Here is a 21087-nt window from a genome sequence, read left to right as displayed (position 1 = left end):
CAACTAAGGTTAGCCTAACCTAAGTTCGCTACGCGACCCCGTCCCACGGGTTCCGGCAGTGACGTACGCCTCTGTTTGAGGGGCCGTCACCGGTGTGAGCCGCTACTCCTCCTCGCGCAGCTGCTCCTCCGTCAGCCCGCGCCGCCAGTAGCCCACGAACGTGACGCGCCTGCGGTCGATCCCGCGCTCGCGCACGAGGTGACGGCGCATCTCCTTCACGCACCCGGACTCGCCCGCGATCCAGGCGTACGGCCGCTCGGCGGACGGCAGCCGGGAGGCCCGTACGGCGTCGGCGGCCATGGGGGAGCCGCTGTCGCGCACGAGGCAGGTGATCTCCGCGTCGGCCGCCACGGACAGGTCCTGGACGTCCTCGCGGTGCTCGACCTCCAGCCAGGCCCGGACCCGGGTGCCGGCCGGCAGCGACTCCAGGATGGCGGAGGCGGCCGGCAGGGCGGTCTCGTCCGCCCACAGCACGATCAGGTCGGTGTCGGCGGGCGGCCGGAAGCGGATCGCCCGGTTGTCCTCGACCGCCGGGCCGAGCAGGACGACGCGGTCACCCGCCGCCGCGCGCGAGGCCCACCGGGACGCCGGACCCGCGGGGGCCCCGGCGCCCGGCTCCACTCCGTGCAGCACGAAGTCGATGTCGATCCCGGTGGTGCGGCCCCGGGCGTCGCGGCGCAGCGCCCGCAGGGTGTACGAGCGCATCACCGCCCGTACGTCCTCGGGTAGTTCGCGCCAGCCCTGCCACCAGTGGTCGCCCAGTTCGAAGGGGACGGCGGGCTCGGTCTGGCCGGGGTGCGGCAGGAACAGCGAGAGGCTCTGGTCCCGGCCGTCGGAGGCGAAGGCGTCCAGGTCGGAGCCCGCGAACGAGACCCGGACCAGCGACGGGCCGAGCCGCCTCGTCCGTACGACCTGGAGGGAGAAGAAACGGAACGGGGCGGCAACGACCGTCGTCATCAGGGCTCCTGAGTGGTGGTCAGGGTGTCGCGGCGGGGTGTCAGGCGACCTTCTTGGCCTTCTCGATGGCCTCGGCGAGGTTGTCGAGCAGCGGGGTGCACTTGTCGTACGAGATGATCGGCTCGGGGGAGCGGGCGATGACCTGGCCGGCCTTGACGGCGGGCAGCTTCTTCCAGGTGGCCTCGGTGATGTCGGCCGGCTGGATGGTCGAGCTGCGGTCGTCCATGATGATGACGTCCGCCGGGTACTTGTCGACGTTCTCCCAGCTCAGGTTCTCGAACCAGCCGCCGCTGGCCTTCAGGGCCTTGGCGGAGGGCTCGACGATGTTCACGCCGAGCGCCTTGAAGTACTCCAGGTCGATGGAGAGGTTCGAGCCGGAGACGTAGAAGATGTCCTGGCTCGCGGAGCCGGCCAGGACCTTGATCTCCGGGCGGGCCTTGGCGGCCTTGCGCAGGCGCTCGGCGGCCGTCTCGAACTTCTTCTTCGCCTCGACGATCCGCGCGGACTTCACGTCGGCGCCGAGCGACTCGGCCAGCGCGTACATGCGCTCCAGGGACTGCGGCATCTGGCGGTCGTAGACGGAGATGCCGACGCTCGGCGCGAGCTTGAGGATCTTGTCCTTGGACTCCTCGGGGACGTACCAGAGGGTGCCCGCGGCGTCGAACATCGTCGAGATCAGCACGTCGGGCGCGAGAGTCGCGTACTTCTCGATGTTGAACTGGCCCCACTCGTTGCCGAGCACGGTCAGCTTGGTGACGTCCATGTCGCCGGCCTGGACATCGGCCTTGCCGTCCTTGGTCGTGGTCGGGCCGAAGACGCCCTTGACCTCGATGCCGTAGTCGTGGAGCGCGGCGGCGACACCGGTGAAGGCGACGATGTTCGCCGGTGTCTTGTCCAGCTTCACGGTGGTGCCGCGGTCGTCCTTGAACGTCCAGGGGCCGGACTTGGACCCGGCGTCGGCGGCCTTCGTCGAGTCCGAGCCACCGCTTTTCGCGTCGTCGTCGCCGCAGGCGGCGAGGACGGCACCGAGGCCGAGGGCGCCGCCGGCGGCGAGGATGCCGCGGCGGGAGAGGTGGGTGGCATGGGCGTTGGACATGAGAGTGGCTGCTTTCGGCACGGGGCGGAGCGCCCGCCGGACAAGTTCGAAGGTAGGTTAGCCTAACCTCAGTTCTTGTTCCAGGGGCGGGTGCCGGCCACTCGCCGGTGCTGCCGGTCAGGTCTGTACGGCGGCCCGGGAAGCACGCGCGTCGGGTGGGGTCGCGAGGACGGCTTCCGGTGGCGCCGGACAGCCCCCCGACCGGCGCGGACGCGTCCTGGTCGGGAGGCTGTTCACGGGACCTCGGTACGGGCGGGCGCTCAGCCCGTGAGCCCCAACTCCCGCGCGATCAGCATCCGCTGCACCTCGCTCGTGCCCTCGCCGATCTCCAGGATCTTGGAGTCGCGCCACATGCGGGCCACCGGGTACTCGTTCATGAAGCCGTAGCCGCCGTGGATCTGGGTGGCGTCGCGGGCGTTGTCCACGGCGATCGTGGAGGAGTAGAGCTTGGCGATCGCCGCCTCCTTCTTGAAGGGCTCACCCGCGACCAGCCGGGAGGCGGCGTCGCGCCAGCCGACGCGGGCCATGTGGGCCTTCGTCTCCATGTCCGCGATCTTGAACTGGATGGCCTGGTACGCGCCGATGTTCCGGCCGAACGCGTGCCGCTCCTTGGCGTACTTCACGGACTCGTCCACGCAGCCCTGGGCCAGTCCCGTCGCCAGGGCCGAGATGGCGACGCGGCCCTCGTCCAGGATGCGCAGGAACTGCGCGTACCCGCGGCCCTCCTCGCCCAGCAGGTTGGCGGCCGGGACGCGGACATCGGCGAAGGACAGCTCACGGGTGTCCGAGGCGTTCCAGCCGACCTTCGAGTAGGGCGCGGCGACCGTGAAGCCGGGGGTGCCGGAGGGGACGATGATCGCGGAGATCAGCGGCTTGCCGTCGGGCTTGCGGCCCGTGACCGCGGTGACCGTCACCAGGCCCGTGATGTCCGTGCCCGAGTTGGTGATGAAGCACTTGCTGCCGTTGATCACCCACTCGTCCGTGTCCGGGTCGAGCCGGGCCGTCGTGCGGGTCGCGCCCGCGTCCGAGCCGCCGTCCGGCTCGGTCAGGCCGAAGGCGCCCAGGATCTCTCCCGAGCACAGGCGGGGGAGCCATTCGGCCTTCTGCGCGTCGGTGCCGAAGAGGTGGATCGGCATCGCGCCGAGCGAGACGCCGGCCTCCAGGGTGATGGCCACCGAGGAGTCCACGCGCGCGAGTTCCTCCAGGGCGATGCCGAGGGCGAGGTAGTCGCCGCCCATGCCGCCGTACTCCTCGGGGAAGGGCAGGCCGAACAGGCCCATGCGGCCCATCTCCCGCACGATCTCGTACGGGAACTCGTGCCGCTCGTAGAAGTCGCCGATCTTCGGAGCCACGACGTCGTGCGCGAACTCCTCGACCGTGCGGCGCAGTTCCTCGAGTTCGGGAGAGAGGCGGTGGTCCAGGGACATGGGGTTCACTCCTGGTGGGAGAGGGCTTTGACGGTGCGGGACGGGCTGGGTCGGCCCAGTTGTCCGGCCATCCACACGCTGGTGGCGGTGAGGCGGCCGAGGTCGACCCCGGTGTCGACACCGAGGCCCTGGAGCATCCATACGAGGTCTTCGGTGGCGAGGTTGCCGGTCGCGGACTTCGCGTACGGACAGCCGCCGAGGCCGCCCGCGGACGCGTCGACGGTCGTCACCCCGTGCTGCAGGCTCGCCAGGGTGTTGGCGAGCGCCTGGCCGTACGTGTCGTGGAAGTGCACACCGAGCACGCTGGTCGGCACACCTTCCTCGTTGAGCTCCGCCAGCAGGTTCTGGACGTGGCCCGGCGTCGCCACGCCGATCGTGTCGCCCAGGCTCAGCTCGTCGCAGCCCATGTCCAGCAGGGCCCTGCACACACGCACGACCTGGTGGATGGGGACGGCGCCCTCCCAGGGGTCGCCGAAGCACATCGAGACATAGCCGCGGACGTGCGCCCTCTCCGCCTTGGCCCGGGACACCACCGGCTCGAACATGGCCAGCGACTCGTCCACGGTGCGGTTGAGGTTGGCCTTCGCGAAGGACTCCGTCGCACTGGCGAAGACGGCGACATGGCGGGCGCCGAGGGCCAGGGCCCGGTCCAGACCGCGTTCGTTCGGTACGAGGACCGGGAGACGGACCCCAGGCGCGCCGCCGGTCCCGCCGAGGTCGCTCACCAGCGGGAACAGCTGCTCCGAGTCCGCCAGTTGGGGCACCCACTTGGGGTGGACGAAGCTGGTGGCCTCGATGGTGGTCAGGCCCGCGTCGGCGAGGCGCCGGATGAACTCGGCCTTGACCTCGGTCGGTACGGTCGCCTTCTCGTTCTGCAGTCCGTCGCGCGCGCCGACCTCGTGGATCCGCACCCGCGCGGGCAGGTCCTGGGCCGGTACGACCATCGGGAGGCCGAGTTCCGGGGTGCTCATGTCGTCTCCTCGTACGGGGTGATCACGGCCAGGATCTGGTCCATGGCGACCGTGGTGCCCGGGGTGACGTCCAGTTCGCTGACGGTCCCCGCGTGCGGGGCGGAGATGACGTGCTCCATCTTCATCGCCTCGACCACCAGCAGACTCTGTCCCGCGGTCACCTCGTCCCCGACCGCGACCTTGACGACGGTCACCGTGCCGGGCATGGGCGCGGTCAGTGAGTCGGCGCCGGCGTGCGCCGCGCCGGTCAGGGATGCGGCCACCGGGTCGTGATCGCGCACGTGCCAGGCGTCGCCGTCGCGGCCGAGCCAGTCGCCGGCGCGGTGGAAGGTGTGGCGTACGCCGTCGAGGGTCACGGAGACCCGGCCGGCGGTGACCGTGTGGGCGCCGCGCGGGACGTGGACCACGGGGTCGTGCACCCGCAGGTCGAAGCCCACGGGCGCGGGCGTGCCGCCCAGCCGCCAGCCGTTCGGCACCGAGAAGGGATCGCTCCAGCCCTCGCCCCGGGGCTCCAGCGCGTCGAGCCGTACGGCCGCGGCCGCCTCGTACACCTCCTCCGGTACGTCACCGGAGACCAGTCCGTCGGCCTCCCGCTCCACCAGGCCGGTGTCCAACTCGCCCGCGACGACCGCCGGATGGGCCAGCAGCCGGCGCAGGAAACCCGCGTTGGTCTGGACGCCGAGCGTGACCGTCTCCGCGAGGGCGGCGCGCAGCTTGCGCAGCGCGGTCGCGCGGTCCGGGCCGTACGCGATGACCTTGGACAGCATCGGGTCGTACAGGCTGCCGACCTCCGTGCCCTCGCTCAGCCCCGAGTCGGTGCGCACCCCGTCGCCCTGCGGCTCGCGCAGGGAGAGCACCGTGCCGCCGGACGGGAGGAAGCCGCGGGAGGGGTCCTCCGCGCAGACGCGCGCCTCGACGGCGTGTCCGGTGAGCGTGATGTCCTTCTGCTCGTAGGGCAGCCGCTCGCCCGCGGCCACCCGGAGCTGCCACTCCACCAGGTCGAGTCCCGTGACCAGTTCGGTGACCGGGTGTTCCACCTGGAGGCGGGTGTTCATCTCCATGAAGTAGTACGAGGACGGGTCGGAGCCGGGGACGATGAACTCCACGGTGCCCGCGCCCTCGTACCCGCAGGAGCGGGCCGCGTGGACCGCCGCCTCGCCCATGGAGGCCCGGGTCGCGGCGTCGAGGAACACGCTGGGCGCCTCCTCGATGATCTTCTGGTGGCGGCGCTGCAGGGAGCACTCGCGCTCGCCCAGGTGCACGACGTTGCCGTGCCCGTCCGCCAGGACCTGGATCTCGATGTGGCGGGGGCGGTCGACCCAGCGCTCGACGAGGAGGGTGTCGTCGCCGAAGGAGGCGCGGGCCTCACGCCGGGCGGCGGCGATCTCGTCCGCCAGGTCCGCGGCGTCCCGCACCAGCCGCATGCCCTTGCCGCCGCCGCCCGCGCTCGGCTTCAGGAGGACCGGCATGCCGATCTCCCGTGCCGACTCGGCCAGCAGGGCGTCGGTGAGACCGCTGCCGGACGAGCCGGGGACGACGGGGACGCCCGCCGCCCGGACCGTCTCCTTGGCGCGGATCTTGTCGCCCATGAGCGCGATCGCGTCGGCGGGCGGACCGATGAAGACGAGGCCGGCCTCGGCGCAGGCGCGCGCGAACGAGGCGTTCTCCGCGAGGAAGCCGTACCCCGGGTGCACGGCTCGGGCCCCCGTCCGCGCCGCCGCCTCCAGGAGGGCGGGCACCGACAGATAACTCTCGGCGGCCGGCGCCGGACCGATCCGTACCGCCGTGTCCGCCTCACGCACGTGCCGGGCGTCGGCGTCCGCGTCGGAGAAGACGGCGACCGAGCGCACGCCCAGCGACCGCAGGGTGCGGATGACCCGGACGGCGATCTCGCCGCGGTTGGCCACAAGAACGGTGTCGAACATGATCAGAGGTCCCTCACATCCGGAAGACGCCGAACTGGGGATCACCCAGGGGCGCGTTGGCGCACGCGGTCAGGGCGAGGCCCAGCACCTGCCGGGTCTCCAGCGGGTCGATCACGCCGTCGTCCCAGAGGCGGGCCGTCGCGTAGTAGGCGCTGCCCTGCTGCTCGTACTGGGCGCGGATCGGGGCCTTGAAGGCGTCCTCGTCCTCGGCGGGCCAGGACTCACCGCGCGCCTCCAGCTGGTCGCGCTTGACGGTCGCGAGGACGGAGGCGGCCTGCTCGCCGCCCATCACGGAGATCTTGGCGCCGGGCCACATCCACAGGAAGCGCGGCGAGTAGGCCCGGCCGCACATCGAGTAGTTGCCCGCGCCGTACGATCCGCCGATCACGACGGTCAGCTTCGGCACGCGGGTGCAGGCGACCGCCGTCACCATCTTGGCGCCGTGCTTGGCGATGCCCCCCGCCTCGTACTGGCGCCCGACCATGAAGCCCGAGATGTTCTGCAGGAACACCAGCGGGATGCCGCGCTGGTCGCACAGCTCGATGAAGTGGGCGCCCTTCTGGGCGGACTCCGAGAACAGGATGCCGTTGTTGGCGACGATCCCGACCGGATGCCCGTGGATGCGGGCGAAACCGGTGACCAGGGTCTGCCCGAACTCCGCCTTGAACTCGGCGAAGCGCGAACCGTCGACCACGCGCGCGATGACCTCGCGCACGTCGTAGGGGGTGCGGGAGTCGACCGGCACGGCGCCGTAGATGCCGTACGGGTCGACCTTGGGCTCCGTGGCCGGCGTGACCTCCCAGGGCAGCGCCCCGCGCGCGGGGAGGGTGGCCGCGATGTTCCGGACGATCCGCAGTGCGTGCGCGTCGTCCTCCGCGAGGTGGTCCGTGACGCCCGACACGCGGGCGTGGACCTCGCCGCCGCCCAGCTCCTCGGCCGTGACGACCTCGCCGGTGGCGGCCTTCACCAGGGGCGGGCCGCCCAGGAAGATCGTGCCCTGATTGCGCACGATCACGGCCTCGTCGCTCATCGCCGGGACGTACGCGCCGCCGGCCGTGCACGATCCGAGGACGGCGGCGATCTGCGGGATTCCCGCTCCCGACATCCGCGCCTGGTTGTAGAAGATCCGCCCGAAGTGCTCGCGGTCGGGGAACACCTCGTCCTGCATCGGCAGGAAGGCTCCGCCGGAGTCGACGAGATAGACGCAGGGGAGGCGGTTCTCCAGCGCGACCTCCTGGGCCCGCAGGTGCTTCTTCACGGTCATCGGGTAGTACGTGCCGCCCTTGACCGTGGCGTCGTTGGCGACGATCACGCATTCGCGGCCGCTGACCCGGCCGATTCCGGCGATCACGCCGGCCGCGGCTGCCTGCCCGTCGTACATCCCGTGCGCCGCCAGGGGGGCCAGCTCGAGGAACGGTGATCCCGGGTCCAGCAGCTGGTCCACCCGCTCGCGCGGCAGCAGTTTGCCGCGCGCGGTGTGGCGCTGCCGGGCCCGCTCGCCGCCGCCGAGCCGCGCCTCGGCGAGCTTGGCGCGCAGCTCCTCCCCGAGGGCGTGATGAGCCGCCTCGTTGGCCCGCCAGGCCTCCGACGCGGGATCGGCCGCGCTCGTCAGCTCCGGTGCTTCGTGCATGTCCTGCGGTCCCCTCGCCCAGCGGTCCACCAGTTAGTGAGCGTTAACGCATGTCGTCCAGGTTAACGACCGCTAACCTCCCTGTCTAGAATTGCTTCCATGGCCACGAGAACCGACGCCCCCACCCGACGCGAGCAGATCCTCAAGGAGGCCGCCCGCCTCTTCGCCGAGCGTGGTTTCCACGGCGTCGGCGTGGACGAGATAGGGGCGGCCGTCGGTATCAGCGGCCCCGGTCTCTACCGGCACTTCCCGGGCAAGGACGCGATGCTCGCCGAGCTGCTGGTCGGGATCAGCGGACAGCTGCTCACGGGAGGGAAGCGGCGGGTCGCGGAGGCCGGTGGCGGCCCGGAGGCGCTGCTCGACTCGCTCATCGAGGGGCACATCGACTTCGCTCTCGACGACCGGCCGCTGATCACCCTGCACGACCGCGAACTGGACCGCCTGCGGGACAGCGACCGCAAGCTCGTGCGGCAGCTCCAGCGGCAGTACGTCGAGCTGTGGGTGGAGGTCGTGCGGGAGGTGTATCCGGCCCTCACCGAACCCACCACCCGCTCGGCGGTGCACTCGGTGTTCGGGCTGCTGAACTCGACGCCCCACCTGGGACGGCCGGGCGCGCTGCCGGGGCGCGGGGTGACGGCGGCCCTGCTGCACCGGATGGCGCGGGGCGCCTTCGCGGCGGCCGGGGACGCCGTTCTCTGACTCGGATCAATCGCGAGCGGCGGCTCTGTCCCCCGCGCCATGATGGCGGCCATGGACGGACACACGGCCATGGACGGACCCGCTTCCGACTGGGTGACCCTCTTCTGCTTCGAGAACGTCCCCGGCCGCCCGCGGCCGGGGCGGCTGGTGGCGGATTGACTGCGTGACCGGGGCATCGACTGGGACCCCTTCGCCGCGCGCGATGTCCGGATCGACCTCATGTGCGGGGTCCGGCCGGACGGCCACTGGCACGGCACCGTCGTCGTGTGCGTGCGCGCCGACACCCTGCGCCGACTCGGCCTCCATCCCGATCAGCCGACTTCGGCACCGGCCGACCCGCTGCCGCCCAAGTGGTGGGGTCCATGGGCGCGTTGATCCCCGATGAGTGATCCGCGCCCCGTCATCCGTGATCCGCGCCCCGTGATCAGCGCCACGTGACCGCGACCCGCGCCCCGTGCTCGGACCTACCGGTCGCGGGCCGGTCCGGGCGGGTGCCCCCGCGGCGCGTTCCCGCCCGCCCGGCCGAGCTGGAGCGGGCGTGACGAGCGTCATGGGGGAGGGCGGCCGATGGCTCTGGACGGTCGTCGTGACCGACGGGTAACCTGACTGCTGAGCAAGCGCTTAGCCAAGGGTCGCGGCCATCCATTGAGCAACCCCGACGGCGAGCAGCCACATCCGCGAGAGCGGCGCCGGTTCAGGCGCAGAGAGGGGCCGACGGTGCGCCGTACGGTGTTCAACGAGGACCACGAGGCGTTCCGGGAGACCCTGCGGGCCTTCATCGAGGCCGAGGTCGTTCCCGTCTACGACGAGTGGTTCGCCGCGGGCCAGGCGCCGCGCGACTTCTACCACAAGCTCGCCGAGCTCGGCATCTTCGGCATCCGTGTCGACGAGGAGTTCGGCGGCGCCGGCATCGACTCGTACAAGTTCGAGGCCGTGATGTACGAGGAGACGGCCCGCGCGGGCGTCCAGTTCGGCGGCTCCGGCGTGCACGTGCTGCTCGGCCTGCCCTACATCAAGATGCTCGCCACCGACGAGCAGAAGAAGCGGTTCCTGCCGAAGTTCGTCACCGGCGAGGAGATGTGGGCCCTCGCGATGACCGAGCCGGGCACCGGCTCCGACCTCGCGGGCATGAAGACCACGGCCAAGCTCTCCGAGGACGGCACGCACTACGTCCTCAACGGCTCCAAGACCTTCATCACCGGCGGCGTCCACGCCGACCGCGTGATCGTCTGCGCCCGCACCTCCGCGCCCACCGCCGAGGACCGCCGCTTCGGCATCTCCCTCTTCGCCGTCGACACCAAGTCCGAGGGCTACTCCATCGGCCGCAAGCTCGACAAGCTCGGCCTGAAGACCTCCGACACCGCCGAGCTCGCGTTCGTCGACGTCAAGGTGCCCGTCGAGGACCTCCTCGGCGAGGAGAACAAGGGCTTCTACTACCTCGGCCACAACCTCGCCTCCGAGCGCTGGGGCATCGCGTTCGGCGCGTACGCCCAGGCCAAGGCGGCCGTCCGGTTCGCCAAGGAGTACGTCCAGGAGCGCACCGTCTTCGGCAAGCCCGTCGCGTCCTTCCAGAACACCAAGTTCGAGCTGGCCGCCTGCCAGGCCGAGGTGGACGCGGCCGAGGCCGTCGCCGACCGCGCCCTGGAGGCCCTCGACAAGGGCGAGCTGACGCCGGCCGAGGCCGCCAGCGCCAAGCTGTTCTGCACCGAGGTCGCGCACCGCGTCATCGACCGCTGCCTCCAGCTGCACGGCGGCTACGGCTTCATGAACGAGTACCCGATAGCCCGCCTGTACGCGGACAACCGCGTCAACCGCATCTACGGCGGCACCAGCGAGATCATGAAGTCGATCATCGCGAAGGACATGGGCCTGTAAGGCCCGCGAAGGATCACGGGAAACAACTGCGCGGTACAACTGACACCATGAGTCAGGCACTGCAGTCGCTGCTCGATCTGCTCGATCTGGAGCGGATCGAGCAGGACATCTTCCGCGGCCAGTCCCGCTCCGCCGTCGTCCCCCGGGTCTTCGGCGGGCAGGTCGCCGCGCAGGCGCTGGTCGCGGCGGGGCGCACGGTCCCGGAGGACCGGTTCGCCCACTCCCTGCACGCCTATTTCCTGCGTGCGGGGGACCCCGGCGCGCCCATCGTGTACTCGGTGGACCGCATCCGCGACGGCCGCTCCTTCACCACCCGGCGGGTGGTCGCCGTCCAGCACGGGCAGCCGATCTTCCACCTCTCCGCGTCCTTCCAGGCGCACGAGGAGGGCATGGAGCACCAGGCCGCGATGCCGCCCGCGCCCGACCCCGAGACGCTGCCCACGGCCGCCGAGCTGCTGCCGCGGTACGCCGACGTCCTGGGGGACCCCGTCGTCGTGGAGCGCCTCCTGGAGGCGCGCGAGTCCGTCGACCTGCGCTATGTCGACCCGCCGCCCTACGGCACCGTGGGCGAGATCCGTGAACCGCACTCCCAGGTGTGGTTCCGCACCAACGGCAAACTCGACGGCGCCGTCGACGAACCGCTGCTGCACGTCGTCCTCGCCACGTACGTCTCCGACATGACGCTCCTCGACTCCATCCTGCTCGCGCACGGGCGCGGCGGGTGGGTGACCGGTGACGTCGTCGGGGCCTCGCTGGACCACGCGATGTGGTTCCACCGGCCCTTCCGCGCCGACGAATGGCTGCTGTACGACCAGGAGTCCCCCTCGGCGTCCGGGGGCCGCGGGCTCGGCCAGGCCCGGATCTACACGCAGGACGGCCGGCTGGCCATCTCGGTGATCCAGGAGGGCGTGGTCCGGATCCCCCGCGAGTTGTCCTGATCCCCGGGATCCCCGGGTAGGACTGGGGCATGACTGAAGCTGCACAGGACGACGTCGGCGCGGGCGAGAGTACGGTCACGGTAATCGTCGCCGCCCTCGCCAATCTGGGGATCGCGGTGGCCAAGGCGGTGGCGGGCGTCATCAGCGGATCGAGCGCGATGCTGTCCGAGGCCGCGCACTCGGTGGCCGACACGGTCACCGAGGTGCTGCTGCTCACCGCGCTCAAGCGCAGCGAGAAACCGGCCGACGAGGACCACCCCCTCGGCTACGGGCCCGAACGCTATATCTGGGCGATGCTCGCGGCGGTCGCGACCTTCGTCGGCGGCGCGGTGTTCTCGATCTACGACGGGGTGCACACCCTCGTCGCGGGCGAGGAACTGGGCAACCCTGTCGTCTCCTACGTCGTGCTCGCTGTCGCCTTCCTGCTGGAGGGCTACTCCCTGCGCACCGGCGTGCGCCAGGCACGCGGTGAGGCGGCGCGGATCGGGGCGCCCTTCAAGCGCTACCTCCGCCACACCCCGGACACCGCGGTGAAGGCCGTGGTCCTGGAGGACTCGGCCGCGCTGATCGGCCTCGTCCTCGCCGCGGGCGGTCTGCTCGGCGGGCAGCTCACCGGCTCCGGCGTCTGGGACGCCGTCGCGTCCCTCTGCATCGGTCTCCTGCTGCTGTACGTCGCCTGGGTCCTCGGCCGCTCCAACGCGGAGCTGCTCATCGGGCGTCCGCTGCCGAAGGCCGTCCGGGAGGGCATCCGGGCCGAACTGCTCGCGGTGGAGCACGTGGAGGCCGTGCTGGAGCTGACGACCCTGGTCCAGGGACCGCGCGAGGCGCTCGTCGCGGCCAAGGTCGACTTCCGCGACGTGTCGACCGCCGCCCAGATCGAGTGGGCCTGCGAACAGGCCGAACAGCGACTGCGGGAGGCGTTCCCGGCGGTGAGCCGGGTGTACCTGGACCCGACCCCGGGCCACGCCCAGCGCCGGGCCGAGGGGCTGAACCCCTGGCCCTGAGGGCTGTCCCCCGATCCCCCCTGGACCGGCGCGCGCGTCGGACACGGTGCGTCCGGCTCGGCGCGGTGGTGTCAGGCGAGGCCCGCCGCGTTGAGCAGGTACGCCGTCATCAGGTCGTAGTGCCGGGGACTCGTCACATGGTCGTCGAGCGGGATCGTCACCTGGACGGTGCCCTCGGACTCGGCGAGGAAGAGGGCCGGGTCGTTGCAGTCGGCGTAGCCCATGGAGTCGATGCCGAACTGGCCCGCGCAGCCGGCCCAGCCGTGGTCGGCGACGACCAGACCGGGCAGCGGGCGGCCCTCGCGCTCCAGCCCGGTGAGGATCGCCCGCATCGGCTCGCCCGAGTGGGTGTGCCAGAGCGTCGCACCGTGTTCGAGCACCGCGACGTCCGCGAACTGGAAGACGTACCCCTCGTCGGTCTGCAGCCCGTCGGGAATGACGACGATCTCGCAGCCCGCGGCACGCAGCGCGGCGGCGGTCGCGCGGTGCACGTCGAGGAGCCCGCCCGGGTGCCCGGTCGCGAACAGCACACGCTCCTTCGCGGCCGCCGACTTGCGCAGCCGCGCCGCCATCCGGTCCAGGGCGTCGACCGTCAGCTCCGGGTCGATGGTGTCCTGCCCGTACCGGAACTCCGGGTCGTCGTTCACGCCGCACCGCTCCGCCATCACCGCGAGGACGTCCTGCTCGTCGGTCCAGCGGTCACCGAGCTCCAGGCCGAGCCAGAAGTTGCGGTCGCCGTTCGCGAGCTTGCGGTAGTGGGAGAGGTTGTTCTCGCGGGGCGTGGCGACGTCGCCCGCGATACGCGTCCGTACGAGGTGGTCGACGAGCTCGCTGCGGTTGGGGGTCCCGGATATTGGCATGCCCCCATTGTGCCGGGGCGTCCCGCCCGGGGAACGGCTGTCCCGCGCCCTGGGACGCGCGTCACTCGGGACGGGGGAGCGCGGGCGCGGAGGGGGCGTGCCGCCCGGTCACCGCGCCGCACCGTCCCCGGGCGCCCGCTCACCGCTCCGCAGCGCGAACCACAACTCCATGCGCACATCGGCGTCGTCGAGATCGGCCCCCAGCAACGCCGCGCAGCGCGCCACACGTTGGCGCACGGTGTTGCGGTGGACGGCGAGGGCCACCGCGGTGCGGTCCCAACTACCGTGCAGGGAGAGCCAGGTGCGCAGGGTCTCGGTGAGGGCCGGGGTTGCGGCGATGGGTGCGAGCAGGGCGCGGGCATGGGCCTCCGCGTCGGCCGCGGGAACGAGGTCGGCGAGCGCGGGACGCTCCGCGTGGCGCACCAGCGCCGTACGGGTCGCCCGCGCGCGGGCCAGTGCCCGGGCTGCCTGGGTGTCGGCGAGCGCCCACTCGTGCGGGCCGACAGGCGCGCTGACCCCGCATGTCCAGCCCCGCTGGGCGGCCGGCTCGCCGTCACCGGGTACGAGGACGCGTACCACGTCGCCGCCCGCGTCGATGAGCGCGGAGCCCAGCGCCGTCCCCAGCGCGGAGGCGGCGACGGCGTCCGGAGCGGGACCGTCCGCCGTGGGCCGCGCGTGCACGACGATCCACCGTTCCCCGCCCAGCAGGGGTGCGACCGTTTCCGGCGCGGCCCCGAGCAGCAGCCGGACGAGCGCCGCCGACCGTGCCGCGCCGCTCCCGCTCTGCTGTTCCCCGGTGAGCAGGGAGAGCAGCACGGCCGCGACGGAGGCGATGGTGTGGTCCCCGGGGTCGCGGCGCGGCGCCGCCACGCCGAGGACGAAGCCCTGCCCGCCGCCGAGGGCGTAGGCGGCCAGGTGGGTGCCCTGGACGGTGTCGCTGGCGGAGGAGGGAGCCGGGCCCTGGGTCTCGCCGGGGCGCACCACGGCCGCCAGTCCCGCGAGGGCCCGCGCGACAGGTGCCTCCTGGGCCCGTCCGGCGCCCGCCAGCTCCGCCCCCTCCGGCCCGTACAGCACGGCCCGGCCGGACACCCGCTGCGCCAGCTGGCGCAGCACCGAGGGCACCGGGTCGGGGCGGGCCGCCGCCGCGGCGAGACTCTGCTGGCCCTCCGTGACGCGGCGCAGCTCCGCCAGGCGGGCCTGGGCCATCAGCTGCCAGACCGCGCGGGCCACCCCCGAGAAGGTCGTCTGGGGCGGGACCTCGATCAGCGGGAGGCCCTGGGCGTCGCAGGCCTCGACCAGCGCGCGCGGAACCGTGTCGTGCACCGGCGCCACGCCGAAGCCCAGCGCCGCACCGCCCGCCGCGACGATGCGCGAGACGTAGCCGTCGAAGTACTCCCGAAGCCGCGACCGGGCCCGGCCGGGGGCGTCCCCGGCCGGGCCCGCCGCCTCCGGGACGTGCACGCCCGCGGTCAGCAGCAGCTCGCCGCCCTGCAGATAGGGGTACGGGTCCGCCATCTCCGAGGTGTGCGCCCAGTGGATCACCGTGTCCGGGTCGGCGGGGCCCGCGATACGGCGCAGGGCCAGGTCCTCCCGGGCCAGCAGCGCGCTCAGCGGCACCGGCGGAGTGGGCGGGACCGGCGGTGCCGGGGGACCGGCGGAGCCGATGGGGCGGACGAGATCGGTGGGCCTGGCGAGGCGGACGGTTCCGGCATGGCGTCCGGCATGGTGGTCATTCCCTCCATCCGGTTCAGCGACAGTGGATGAAAAGTACACTTCAGAGTCGCCTCCCGGCCACCTAGGGTCGTGCCGTCGGCAGCCGCGGGTACGGGCGTATGTCCCCGCGATCCGCTGCCGCACCGACCGGGCGGGAACCGCTCGCGGATCCGCCACCGGTCCTCCCGGCCGGACCGCGCTCGCCCCGGCCGCGTCCCCATCCGTATCTGCACGACACGCCACCGAGAGTGAGCGAAGGAGGGCCCCGCATGGCCGTCGACTACACAGTGATCGTCGTCTATCTGGCCGGCATGCTGGCCATGGGCTGGTGGGGCATGCGCCGCGCCAAGTCCAAGAGCGACTTCCTCGTCGCGGGACGCCGGCTCGGGCCCGCGATGTACTCCGGGACCATGGCCGCGATCGTGCTGGGAGGCGCCTCCACCATCGGCGGCGTCGGGCTCGGATACCAGTACGGGCTCTCCGGGGCCTGGATGGTGTTCACCATCGGGCTCGGCCTGCTCGCCCTCTCCGTCTTCTTCTCCGCCCGCATCGCCCGGCTGAAGGTCTACACCGTCTCCGAGATGCTGGACCTGCGCTACGGCGGCCGGGCCGGTGTCATCTCCGGCGTCGTCATGTGGGCGTACACCCTGATGCTCGCGGTGACCTCGACCATCGCGTACGCCACGATCTTCGACGTCCTCTTCGACATGAACCGGACGCTCGCGATCGTCATCGGCGGCTCGATCGTCGTCGCGTACTCGACGCTCGGCGGCATGTGGTCGATCACCCTCACCGACATGGTGCAGTTCGTGGTCAAGACCATCGGTGTGCTGCTCCTGCTCCTGCCCATCGCGGTCGTCAAGGCCGGCGGGTTCAGCGAGATGAAGGCCAAGCTGCCCACCGAGTACTTCGATCCGCTGGGCATCGGCGGCGAGACGATCTTCACCTACGTGCTCATCTACACGTTCGGCATGCTCATCGGCCAGGACATCTGGCAGCGCGTGTTCACCGCCCGCAGCGACACCACGGCGCGGTGGGGCGGCACGGTCGCCGGCACCTACTGTCTGGTGTACGCCGTCGCGGGCGCCGTCATCGGCACGGCGGCCAAGGTCCTCTACCCGACGCTGCCCAGCGCCGACGCCGCCTTCGCGACCATCGTCAAGGACGAACTCCCCGTCGGCGTGCGCGGGCTGGTGCTGGCCGCGGCGCTCGCGGCCGTCATGTCGACGTCCTCCGGCGCGCTGATCGCCTGCGCCACCGTCGCCAACAACGACATCTGGTCCCGGCTGCGGGGCGCCGTACGGCCCACGGGCGAGGAGCACGACGGCGACCACGACGAGGTCAAGGGCAACCGGGTCTTCATCCTCGTCATGGGTGTCGCGGTGATCTGCACCGCCATCGCCCTCAACAACGTCGTCGAGGCGCTGACCGTCGCGTACAACCTGCTCGTCGGCGGGCTGCTCGTGCCGATCCTCGGCGGACTGCTGTGGAAGCGCGGGACCGCGCAGGGTGCGCTCGCCTCCGTCGTGGTCGGCGGGCTCGCGGTCGTCGGGCTGATGGCGGTGTACGGCATCCTCGCCAACGAGCCGGTCTACTACGGGCTGCTGTCCTCGCTGGTCGTGTACGTGATCGTGTCCCTGGTCACCCCCGCGACCGATCCGGCGGTGCTGGTCGCTTGGCGCGAGCGGCTGGCCGGGCGTGGGGTGCCTTCGGCGGAGGCGGCGGAGGTACCGGCGTGAGCGGGTCCCGGACCCCGGGTCCCATGGGGTGGGGAGTGCGTATGGCCGCGGGTCGGTCGTGGCCGGTCGCGCAGTTCCCCGCGCCCCTGAGGGCGCTGCCCGCCCCGGGGCCGTGAAGGGGCGGCCTCCCTGGCCCACTGGGGTCGTGAAGGGGCGCTGCCCCCTCGGGACGCTGGAGGGGGCGCCGTCGCCTCCCGGGGCCGACGGCCTGGGCGCCGGGGAGGGCTGAAGAGTTTCGGGCCGGTCGCCGTGGGGCGGCCGGGCCGGGCGGACTCCGGTGGCCGGGGTCCGCGACACTGGAAGACGTATCACCCGTACCACGCATCACCGGTATCACCAGGAGGAGTCCGACGATGAGCAGCACCGACAACCCGGCAGCAGGCGGCAGCCAGCCGCGCGGCCCCGTCGACTCGTCCCGCGTCCCGCGGTACGCCGGCCCCGCGACCTTCGCCCGGCTGCCCCGCCTCGACGAGGTCGGCACCGCCGACGTCGCCGTGGTCGGCGTGCCGTTCGACTCCGGGGTCTCCTACCGGCCCGGCGCCCGCTTCGGCGGCAACGCGATCCGCGAGGCCTCCCGCCTGCTGCGCCCGTACAACCCGGCGCAGGACGCCTCCCCCTTCGCCCTCGCCCAGGTCGCCGACGCCGGTGACATCGCGGCGAACCCGTTCAACATCAACGAGGCCGTGGAGACGGTCGAGGCGGCGGCCGACGAACTGCTCGGCACGGGCGCCCGCCTGATGACCCTCGGCGGCGACCACACCATCGCGCTGCCCCTGCTGCGCTCCGTGGCGAAGAAGCACGGCCCGGTCGCCCTGCTCCACTTCGACGCGCACCTCGACACCTGGGACACGTACTTCGGCGCCGAGTACACCCACGGCACCCCGTTCCGCCGCGCCGTCGAGGAGGGCATCCTCGACACCTCCGCCCTCTCCCACGTCGGCACCCGCGGCCCGCTGTACGGCAAGCAGGACCTCACCGACGACGAGAAGATGGGCTTCGGCATCGTCACCTCGGCGGACATCTACCGCCGCGGCGCCGACGAGGTCGCCGACCAGCTGCGCCAGCGCATCGGAGACCGCCCGCTCTACATCTCCATCGACATCGACTGCCTCGACCCGGCGCACGCGCCCGGCACCGGGACCCCGGAGGCGGGCGGCATGACCTCCCGCGAGCTCCTGGAGATCCTGCGCGGCCTGTCCTCCTGCCACCTGGTCTCCGCGGACGTGGTCGAGGTCGCGCCCGCCTACGACCACGCCGAGATCACCGCCGTCGCCGCGTCCCACACGGCGTACGAACTGACCACGATCATGTCCCGCCAGATCGCCCAGGAGAAGGCAGCGAAGTGACCCACGACCACGACCTGGTACTCCGTCCGTCGGCGGCGCAGACGGAGGCCGCGCTGAACCCGCCCCCCGGCCGCAACGGCGGGGACCTGGTCGTGGAGACCCTCTCCGGGCTCGGCGCGACCACCGTCTTCGGTCTGCCCGGCCAGCACGCGCTGGGCATGTTCGACGCGCTGCGCCGCTCGTCGCTCCAGTACGTGGGGCTGCGGGTCGAGAACAACGCCGGGTTCGCGGCGGACGCGTACGGCCGGATCACGGGGGAGGCCGCGCCGCTGCTGCTCTCCACCGGCCCGGGAGCGCTGACGTCGCTCGCCGCGCTCCAGGAGGCGGCCGCCGCCTCGGCCCCCGTCCTCGCGATCAGCAGCCAGATCCCGACCGCCGGACTGGGCGGCGGACGCCACGGCTATCTGCACGAACTCCCGGACCAGCAGGCCTCGTTCAGGGGCGTCGTGAAGTCCGTGCACACCGTCCGCACGCAGTCGCAGATCCCCTCCGCCCTCGCGGCGGCCTGGGAGTCGGCGCTGACGGCCCCGCACGGCCCGGTCTGGGTGGAGATCCCGCAGGACGTCCTCCTCGCGGAGACGAGCCTGCCGATGGTGACGCCGATGGACGCGACCCCCGAGGACGTCGTCCCGCGCCCCGAACTGACCGCGCTGGCAGCCCACTTGCTGTCCTCGGCGGCCCGCCCCGCGATCATCGCGGGCGGCGGTGTCGTACGGGCGGACGCCTCCGGCAAGCTGCGCCGGCTCGCCGAGCGGCTGAACGCCCCCGTCGTCACCACCTTCGGCGGCAAGGGCGCCTTCCCCTGGAACCACCCGCTGTCCCTCCAGTCCTGGCTGGAGGACCGGCACACCACCGACCTCCTGGAGGACGCCGACGTCCTGCTCGTGGTGGGCTCCGGCCTCGGTGAACTGTCCTCGAACTACCACACGTTCAAGCCCCGCGGCCGGGTGATCCAGATCGAGGCCGACGTCGGCAAGCTGGAGTCCAACCACCCGGCACTGGGCATCCACGCCGACGCCAGGCTCGCGCTCTCCGCGCTCCTGGAGACGGTCGACGAGCGCCCCGACCCGACGGCGCCGGAGCGTGTGCGCACGCTGCTCGCTCGGGTCGGCGAGCGCATCGCCGCGCAGGAACTCACCCTGGAGCAGGACGTGCTGGCGTCCGTGCGCCGCGCCCTGCCGGACGGCTCCCCGTCCTTCTGGGACATGACCATCCTGGCGTACTGGGCGTGGTCCGCCTTCGACCCCCGCCGGCCCAACACCATGCACTCCGCCCAGGGCGCCGGCGGCCTCGGCTACGGCTTCCCGGCGGCCCTCGGAGCGGCGGCCGCCGACCCCACCCGCCCGGTCCTCGCGGTCTCCGGCGACGGCGGAGCGCTGTACTCGATCGCCGAGCTGGCCACGGCGAAGCAGTACGGCCTCGACGTCACCTGGCTGATCGTCGACGACGGCGGCTACGGCATCCTGCGCGAGTACATGACCGACGCCTTCGGCCAGGCGACGGCGACGGAGCTGGCGCGCCCGGACTACGTGGCCCTCGCCGAGTCCTTCGGTGTCCCGGGGATCCGTACGAGCCCCGGGACCCTCGAAGCGGACCTGTCGAAGGCGCTGGCCACCCCCGGACCGACGGTGGTGCTGCTCCCGGCGGTCCTGCGGATGTTCGCGCCCACGCACCTCGACGGCTGACCGGCTGCCGGACGCACCGGCCACCGCACCGGGCGGTGGCCGGTCCGAGCCGCTACCAGATCGCCTCGACCCACTCCGGGTGGTCGATGAACGGGTTGCGGTTGTGCTGGTAGCTGTCGTAGATGACCTGGTTGCGCTTCTCCTCGAAGGCGCTCGGCGGGTCCTGCTCGTTCCACTGCTTCAGCACGGACAGCTTGCCGATGTACGGGGCGCTGCCGTTGTTGACCTTCTCGTCGGGCTCCAGGTCGGCGAACCCGTCGCCCCCCTCGTACCGCACGGCCATGTAGAGGATCATCCGGGCCACGTCCCCCTTGTCCGCGTCGCGCGGCTCGAAGGAGTCGGAGTCGACGCGGCTGCCGCCGCCGCCCGTGACCGCGCTGCCGCCGTTGTCGAAGTCCAGGTTGCCGCGGATGCCGTTGACCTGGACGTCCGCGGGACGCAGATGGTGCAGGTCGGTGCCGGGGCCGGTCACCTCGCCGAAGTCGCCGTGCGACTTGGCCCAGGTGTGCTCACGGTTCCAGTCGCCGACGTCGCCGCCGTTGAGGGACTTGCTGCGGGAGACGCCGCTGTACAGCAGGATGACGTTGTTGCTGTTGTTCGGGTCCTGGTCGGTGACCTTCAGCGCGTTCCAGACCGCCGCGTACGAGATCTTGCTCTGGCTGCTGATGATGGTGTGCAGCGAGGACTTCAGGCTCGCGCCGGTCTTGCCGACCGCGTTCTTGTAGTACGTGCTGTCGTACACGGTCGTCGTGGCGCTCGCGGGAGTCGCGGTGACCGTCGGCAGGGTGAGGCCCACCAGTACGGCGGATGTGGTCAGCGCCAGCGTCTTCCAGCGGCGTATGTGCGTTGTCGCGGGCATCGTGGGGAGTCCGTTCTACGCGTGTTGATTGAGCAGGCAACCGGAGCGTGGCATGGACATGCGGTGGGGGCAATGAACGGGCGGTGTCGGTTCCGTGTCGGAATCCGGCAAGTCGCCTTCCGGTAAGTCGCCTTCAGGGCACGCGACATGGCGTGCCGAGCGGCCACGGCGGGGGTGAACGCCGCGTGGTGCTGCGGTGGTCGGCTCGATGGGGCGGCGGCCGCCGCCGCTCGGCGGGCGGCGCGGCCCGCGCTCCACGCGGGGGTGGGCCGCGGAGCCCCACGAACACACGTACAACCCTCGGTCGCCTCTGCGAGTCATGAGAGTCGGGTGCGCCGCAGGCGCGCTCGTACTGGTCGAAGG

Annotated in this window: 16 protein-coding genes; 7 read left to right on the top strand and 9 right to left on the bottom strand. The window is 72.1% G+C overall.

The genetic code is table 11. The annotated features are described in order from the left end of the window. Nucleotides 1–102 precede the first annotated feature (102 nt). The 6 genes from HEP85_RS15265 to HEP85_RS15240 all read right to left on the bottom strand — a co-directional run bounded on the left by HEP85_RS15265 (nt 103) and on the right by HEP85_RS15240 (nt 8006). The gene (locus tag HEP85_RS15265; RefSeq protein ID WP_369657723.1) at nt 103–957 is read right to left on the bottom strand and encodes a siderophore-interacting protein; all 855 of its coding nucleotides are present in this window, start codon (nt 955–957) and stop codon (nt 103–105) included. A gap of 40 nt (nt 958–997) precedes the next feature. Next, the gene (locus tag HEP85_RS15260; RefSeq protein ID WP_369657722.1) at nt 998–2053 is read right to left on the bottom strand and encodes an ABC transporter substrate-binding protein; all 1056 of its coding nucleotides are present in this window, start codon (nt 2051–2053) and stop codon (nt 998–1000) included. Between the two features lie 260 nt (nt 2054–2313). Continuing rightward, on the bottom strand, nt 2314–3474 hold the full coding sequence (locus tag HEP85_RS15255; protein WP_168533646.1) for an acyl-CoA dehydrogenase family protein: 1161 nt from the start codon (nt 3472–3474) through the stop codon (nt 2314–2316). 11 nt (nt 3475–3485) lie between these two features. After that, nucleotides 3486–4451 carry a hydroxymethylglutaryl-CoA lyase gene (locus HEP85_RS15250; protein WP_168528249.1) on the bottom strand — a complete coding sequence of 322 codons (966 nt, stop codon included), beginning with the start codon at nt 4449–4451 and terminating at the stop codon, nt 3486–3488. After that, nucleotides 4448–6376, bottom strand: a complete 1929-nt coding sequence (locus tag HEP85_RS15245) for an acetyl-CoA carboxylase biotin carboxylase subunit (RefSeq protein ID WP_369657721.1) — start codon at nt 6374–6376, stop codon at nt 4448–4450. The genes HEP85_RS15250 and HEP85_RS15245 overlap by 4 nt, the downstream gene beginning before the upstream one ends. A gap of 13 nt (nt 6377–6389) precedes the next feature. Continuing rightward, the gene (locus HEP85_RS15240; protein WP_168528248.1) at nt 6390–8006 is read right to left on the bottom strand and encodes a carboxyl transferase domain-containing protein; all 1617 of its coding nucleotides are present in this window, start codon (nt 8004–8006) and stop codon (nt 6390–6392) included. 99 nt (nt 8007–8105) lie between these two features. On the opposite strand from HEP85_RS15240, the gene HEP85_RS15235 reads away from it, so the two are divergent. From HEP85_RS15235 to HEP85_RS15220, 4 genes are all read left to right on the top strand, one after another. After that, a complete protein-coding gene (locus HEP85_RS15235) occupies nt 8106–8705 on the top strand; it encodes a TetR/AcrR family transcriptional regulator (protein ID WP_168528247.1) in 600 nt (199 codons plus the stop codon). Between the two features lie 717 nt (nt 8706–9422). Beyond that, the gene (locus tag HEP85_RS15230; protein WP_168528246.1) at nt 9423–10580 is read left to right on the top strand and encodes an acyl-CoA dehydrogenase family protein; all 1158 of its coding nucleotides are present in this window, start codon (nt 9423–9425) and stop codon (nt 10578–10580) included. A gap of 47 nt (nt 10581–10627) precedes the next feature. After that, on the top strand, nt 10628–11518 hold the full coding sequence (locus HEP85_RS15225; RefSeq protein WP_168528245.1) for an acyl-CoA thioesterase II: 891 nt from the start codon (nt 10628–10630) through the stop codon (nt 11516–11518). Between the two features lie 29 nt (nt 11519–11547). Next, on the top strand, nt 11548–12522 hold the full coding sequence (locus tag HEP85_RS15220; protein ID WP_168528244.1) for a cation diffusion facilitator family transporter: 975 nt from the start codon (nt 11548–11550) through the stop codon (nt 12520–12522). Between the two features lie 71 nt (nt 12523–12593). On the opposite strand, the gene HEP85_RS15215 is transcribed toward HEP85_RS15220, so the two are convergent. Continuing rightward, nucleotides 12594–13382 carry a phosphatase gene (locus HEP85_RS15215; protein WP_168528243.1) on the bottom strand — a complete coding sequence of 263 codons (789 nt, stop codon included), beginning with the start codon at nt 13380–13382 and terminating at the stop codon, nt 12594–12596. A 108-nt stretch (nt 13383–13490) separates the two neighbouring features. Further along, nucleotides 13491–14999: a helix-turn-helix domain-containing protein gene (locus HEP85_RS15210; RefSeq protein WP_369657720.1), complete on the bottom strand. Its 1509-nt coding sequence runs from the start codon at nt 14997–14999 to the stop codon at nt 13491–13493. 365 nt (nt 15000–15364) lie between these two features. Here HEP85_RS15210 and HEP85_RS15205 point away from each other — a divergent pair, with 365 nt between their 5' ends. From HEP85_RS15205 to HEP85_RS15195, 3 genes are all read left to right on the top strand, one after another. Beyond that, the gene (locus tag HEP85_RS15205; protein ID WP_168528242.1) at nt 15365–16834 is read left to right on the top strand and encodes a sodium:solute symporter; all 1470 of its coding nucleotides are present in this window, start codon (nt 15365–15367) and stop codon (nt 16832–16834) included. 353 nt (nt 16835–17187) lie between these two features. Continuing rightward, nucleotides 17188–18180 carry an agmatinase gene (speB, locus tag HEP85_RS15200; RefSeq protein WP_168528241.1) on the top strand — a complete coding sequence of 331 codons (993 nt, stop codon included), beginning with the start codon at nt 17188–17190 and terminating at the stop codon, nt 18178–18180. Next, nucleotides 18177–19865, top strand: a complete 1689-nt coding sequence (locus HEP85_RS15195; protein ID WP_168528240.1) for a thiamine pyrophosphate-binding protein — start codon at nt 18177–18179, stop codon at nt 19863–19865. The genes speB and HEP85_RS15195 overlap by 4 nt, the downstream gene beginning before the upstream one ends. 52 nt (nt 19866–19917) lie before the next feature. On the opposite strand, the gene HEP85_RS15190 is transcribed toward HEP85_RS15195, so the two are convergent. Beyond that, a complete protein-coding gene (locus tag HEP85_RS15190; protein WP_168528239.1) occupies nt 19918–20724 on the bottom strand; it encodes an endonuclease I family protein in 807 nt (268 codons plus the stop codon). Nucleotides 20725–21087 lie beyond the last annotated feature (363 nt).

Origin of the sequence: Streptomyces sp. RPA4-2, from assembly GCF_012273515.2 — a bacterium.
Taxonomy (GTDB): domain Bacteria; phylum Actinomycetota; class Actinomycetes; order Streptomycetales; family Streptomycetaceae; genus Streptomyces; species Streptomyces kaempferi.
Note: the sequence above shows the minus strand (reverse complement) of the source record. Positions and strands in the feature narration are given on the sequence as shown.

Bases quoted from the DNA above. Each gene is read 5' to 3' on its own strand.
- HEP85_RS15235 (WP_168528247.1), top strand. From the start codon at position 8,106: ATGGCCACGAGAACCGACGCCCCCACCCGACGCGAGCAGATCCTCAAG.
- HEP85_RS15240 (WP_168528248.1), bottom strand. From the start codon at position 8,006: ATGCACGAAGCACCGGAGCTGACGAGCGCGGCCGATCCCGCGTCGGAG.
- HEP85_RS15250 (WP_168528249.1), bottom strand. From the start codon at position 4,451: ATGAGCACCCCGGAACTCGGCCTCCCGATGGTCGTACCGGCCCAGGAC.
- HEP85_RS15260 (WP_369657722.1), bottom strand. From the start codon at position 2,053: ATGTCCAACGCCCATGCCACCCACCTCTCCCGCCGCGGCATCCTCGCC.
- HEP85_RS15220 (WP_168528244.1), top strand. From the start codon at position 11,548: ATGACTGAAGCTGCACAGGACGACGTCGGCGCGGGCGAGAGTACGGTC.
- HEP85_RS15215 (WP_168528243.1), bottom strand. From the start codon at position 13,382: ATGCCAATATCCGGGACCCCCAACCGCAGCGAGCTCGTCGACCACCTC.
- HEP85_RS15245 (WP_369657721.1), bottom strand. From the start codon at position 6,376: ATGTTCGACACCGTTCTTGTGGCCAACCGCGGCGAGATCGCCGTCCGG.
- speB (WP_168528241.1), top strand. From the start codon at position 17,188: ATGAGCAGCACCGACAACCCGGCAGCAGGCGGCAGCCAGCCGCGCGGC.
- HEP85_RS15265 (WP_369657723.1), bottom strand. From the start codon at position 957: ATGACGACGGTCGTTGCCGCCCCGTTCCGTTTCTTCTCCCTCCAGGTC.
- HEP85_RS15225 (WP_168528245.1), top strand. From the start codon at position 10,628: ATGAGTCAGGCACTGCAGTCGCTGCTCGATCTGCTCGATCTGGAGCGG.
- HEP85_RS15205 (WP_168528242.1), top strand. From the start codon at position 15,365: ATGGCCGTCGACTACACAGTGATCGTCGTCTATCTGGCCGGCATGCTG.
- HEP85_RS15190 (WP_168528239.1), bottom strand. From the start codon at position 20,724: ATGCCCGCGACAACGCACATACGCCGCTGGAAGACGCTGGCGCTGACC.